We start from the raw sequence: 2,227 nt of genomic DNA, 5'->3' as shown, positions 1-2,227 counted from the left end.
ACGGAAATTATATTATTAAATTATCCACAATCCAATAAGGTCTGGATTTATAAAACTAATCTTATGGTAGGTGAGCATGTTGTCTTTTTATAAAGAAATTACCAATATAGACTTAGGAGATACCCCAATTGAAAATATTTTTATCAATGATTTTATGCCAATGGCTAATGGTACGTATGTCAAAGTATATTTATTAGGATATAAGTATGCTAATGATAAAGATACCAATATTGAAGTTACTAACGAAACTATCGCAAAGCATCTGAATATTCCCTTATCAGATGTTCTAAAAGCTTGGGACTTTTGGGAAGAAAAAGGTATAATCAAGAAACATCCTAAAGAAAATGATCAATACAACTATGCTGTTGAATTTTTAAACTTGAAACAGTTATATATTAATAACAACTACAAACCAATAACAACCAGAACTGTTAAACATACTGAAAACACATACTATTCCTGTTCTGTAGATGATTTAATTGAAGCAAATAAAAACACTACAATTCAAGATATGTTTTATTCAATAAATCAAATAATTAGGCGTCCTCTAGTGCCTAATGAAAAGAAAAAGATTCTTGAATGGATTTATAACTATAATATGGATCCTCAAATAATTGTTAAAGCCTTCTTTTATTCAGTGGAGAGAAGAAACAAAAAAAATGTCAATTATGTAGAAGGAATAATAAGAAACTGGTATGATATGAACATAACTAATTTAAAAGCTTTAGAACAATACTTAGAAACTAAAGATAAAAGATACCAAATCTATGAGAGAGTCATGAAAGCTTTAGGCTTTAGTTTTAGACCACCTAGTGAAGCAGAAAGAAAAGTAATCGACAAATGGTTTGATGAATGGAATTTCGATTTAGATATTGTATTAAAAGCCTGCGAAAATACTAAAAAAACATCAAATCCAAGTATAAATTATATAGATGGTATACTCTCATCCTGGTACAGTAAAGGAATTAAAAATGTTAATGAAATTGAACAAAAAGACAAGCCAAAAACTAATCAAAAATCTGCAAACCAAAATAAAGTCACAACTAAATTCCATAATTTCGAGCAAAGAACTTCTAAATATACTTCAGATGAACTAGACAATATCGTAAGAAAAATTTTTGAAAAGAAAACTAATAATACTTAATTTCCCTATTTGAGGAGGGTATTTATGAATAATAGTATAATTAATGAAATTTTAAGAGAGTACGAAAAAAAAAGAGATAAAGCATTATATGAACAAAAACTAAGAAAAAATGAAGTTTATTCAAAAATCCCTAGATTAAAAGAAATAGATAAATTAATATCCAAAACAGGTCTAATGATATCTAAAGCAATTATAAACAATCCTCAAGATTATAACTATAAAATAAAAGAAATAAAAAACAAACTAGAAGAATTAAAAAGAGAGAAAGCTATATTACTTACTGAAAATAATATTCCTCTAGAATATATGGATATAAATTATGAATGTAACAAATGTAAAGACACAGGCTTTCTAAAAGACGGCAGTAAATGTTCTTGTTTTAAACAAGCTCTTATTAATAGAGCCTACAAAATGTCTAACCTTGAGCATATACTTTATAAAGAAAACTTCCAAACTTTTAATATTAACATTTTCAGCGATAAACCTTTTGAAAATGAAAAGGTAACACCAAGAGAAAATATGCAGAACATATTAAGTATATGCGAAGGATTTGTATTTAATTTTGATGAAGATAATGAAGAAAATCTATTGTTTTATGGAACAACTGGATTAGGCAAAACTTTTATGTGTAATTGTATTGCTAAAGCTTTACTAGATAAAGGAAAAATCGTAATATATCAAACAGCTTTTAAAATACTTGAGATAATAGAAGAATATAGATTCAGAAGAAATTCAAATAAGGATGAATATAAATTAGACTATGAACTTCTATTTGATGCAGATTTGCTAATAATTGATGATTTAGGTACTGAACTAGTAAACACCTTTACTAATACCGAAATCTTTAACATAGTAAATTCAAGACTGATAAAAGGAAATAAAACTATAATATCCACAAACCTTTCACCTATGGAAATATCTAATACTTATACAGATAGAATTTTTTCAAGAATTCTAAGTAAGTTTACTCCAATTAGATTTTTTGGACCTGATTTGAGATGGGAAGCATGAAAAAAAGGAAGCTTAAGAGAATATCTTAAGCTTCCTTTTTTTATGGAGCTGGCGATGGGACTCGAACCCGCA

General features: G+C 27.1%; 2 protein-coding genes. Both read left to right on the top strand.

The window, feature by feature from the left end; genetic code table 11:
• Positions 1–79 precede the first annotated feature (79 nt).
• On the top strand, positions 80–1,144 hold the full coding sequence (locus tag BFN48_RS12000; protein WP_083238929.1) for a DnaD domain-containing protein: 1,065 nt from the start codon (positions 80–82) through the stop codon (positions 1,142–1,144).
• Between the two features lie 24 nt (positions 1,145–1,168).
• The gene (locus BFN48_RS11995; protein WP_069651121.1) at positions 1,169–2,155 is read left to right on the top strand and encodes an ATP-binding protein; all 987 of its coding nucleotides are present in this window, start codon (positions 1,169–1,171) and stop codon (positions 2,153–2,155) included.
• The last annotated feature ends 72 nt before the right edge of the window (positions 2,156–2,227 follow it).

It is taken from the genome of Caloranaerobacter ferrireducens (assembly GCF_001730685.1).
Taxonomy (GTDB): domain Bacteria; phylum Bacillota; class Clostridia; order Tissierellales; family Thermohalobacteraceae; genus Caloranaerobacter; species Caloranaerobacter ferrireducens.
Note: the sequence above shows the minus strand (reverse complement) of the source record. Positions and strands in the feature narration are given on the sequence as shown.